Origin of the sequence: Undibacterium sp. JH2W, from assembly GCF_049340425.1 — a bacterium.
In the GTDB taxonomy this organism is placed as follows: domain Bacteria; phylum Pseudomonadota; class Gammaproteobacteria; order Burkholderiales; family Burkholderiaceae_D; genus Undibacterium.
Window position 1 is genome coordinate 1 of sequence record NZ_JBMPOT010000059.1, and the last position, 1,182, is coordinate 1,182.

2 protein-coding genes are annotated in these 1,182 nt (G+C 41.2%); one reads left to right on the forward strand and one right to left on the reverse strand.

Annotated features, from left to right (window positions below):
• On the forward strand, positions 1-328 hold a 328-nt coding region (locus ACO0LC_RS29080; protein WP_423009739.1), incomplete at its 5' end, for a hypothetical protein.
• A gap of 517 nt (positions 329-845) precedes the next feature.
• On the opposite strand, the gene ACO0LC_RS29085 is transcribed toward ACO0LC_RS29080, so the two are convergent.
• The coding region (locus ACO0LC_RS29085; RefSeq protein WP_423009741.1) for a hypothetical protein at positions 846-1,182 on the reverse strand (337 nt) is incomplete at its 5' end.

A 1,182-nucleotide genomic window follows, 5' to 3' on the forward strand; every position in this document is an offset into this window, starting at 1 on the left:
TGCGCCAATACAAGTTTCACCGCTTCTTCCCGCAATTCCGGGGTATATCTTTTTTTCTGTTTCATTATTTCTCCTGATCGTTTATTTTAACAAACAGGAATGTCCGAAAAAGTCAGGATACCTCACCCCGATAGAAGCGCCGAATAACGTAGTCTTCCATGTTAAAAAGAGTCCAAGGAATCGTGTTGAAAACGTATTGAATCCTACGGATTCTGCTCTCAATTACTGTGATAGCATCTTGAAGAAATTTGGTGGATTCCTTTTGCCTATTGCGATTTCGTTCCTTGATTTTCGACTCTATAAGCGACTTCTCATCCAGATACTGTAATAGCTCGCCACACGCCTTGTCCTGCGCCAGCTTCCAGCCCTCATGTACCTTGTTTCTGAAGTATTGAAAGGAGAGCTTATTGTCCGCCTCAGGCACATGGATATTTATCCCATGCCGACAGACCAATTCTACAAGCTCCAAAATGAATTTATTAAAATCGTCATGCGACTTTTCCGGATGTATAACGGTTACCACATTCCCTCCCTATATTAGACTAATCATTGTCGGCAGTTTTTACGTGTGGTTCGCGAGATTTCCGACGAAGAAATGCGCGTACCGTCTGATCATTTCAATACACAAGACTTTATTCAAACTCTGATTGAGTTTGCTTTTTTATTTGCGGTCGAGAAATATTTTTATTTGGTGGCTCTACTGCCTGAAAAATTGTATTGCTACCACTTTGTACACATTGCATTAGCGTGTTATCAGCACGCGTAGGGGCGATTAGCGCCGCGTAATCGCCCACCTGGTTGACAATGTATGAAAGTTAGCCCTGCCCCCGCTAAAGTGAGGTCGCTTACTTTTTTTTGGAAAAAGCGATGTTTCTTTCTTCTTCAGTTGGTGAAAATTGGATGTCGATAACGAATTTTTCATCGTCTGAAAGAGTAGCGTAGATACCTTTTTTTGCCCAAGATAAATATGGTTGGAAGTTATCGTCTCGAAAACCCGATTTCTCTGATTTACCGTATTTTGAAATTACTCTTTGAAGAGGAATTGGGATGGAAGGAACCCTGAGGTATCCTGACTTTTTCGGACATTCCTGTTTGTTAAAATAAACGATCAGGAGAAATAATGAAACAGAAAAAAAGATATACCCCGGAATTGCGGGAAGAAGCGGTGAAACTTGTATTGGC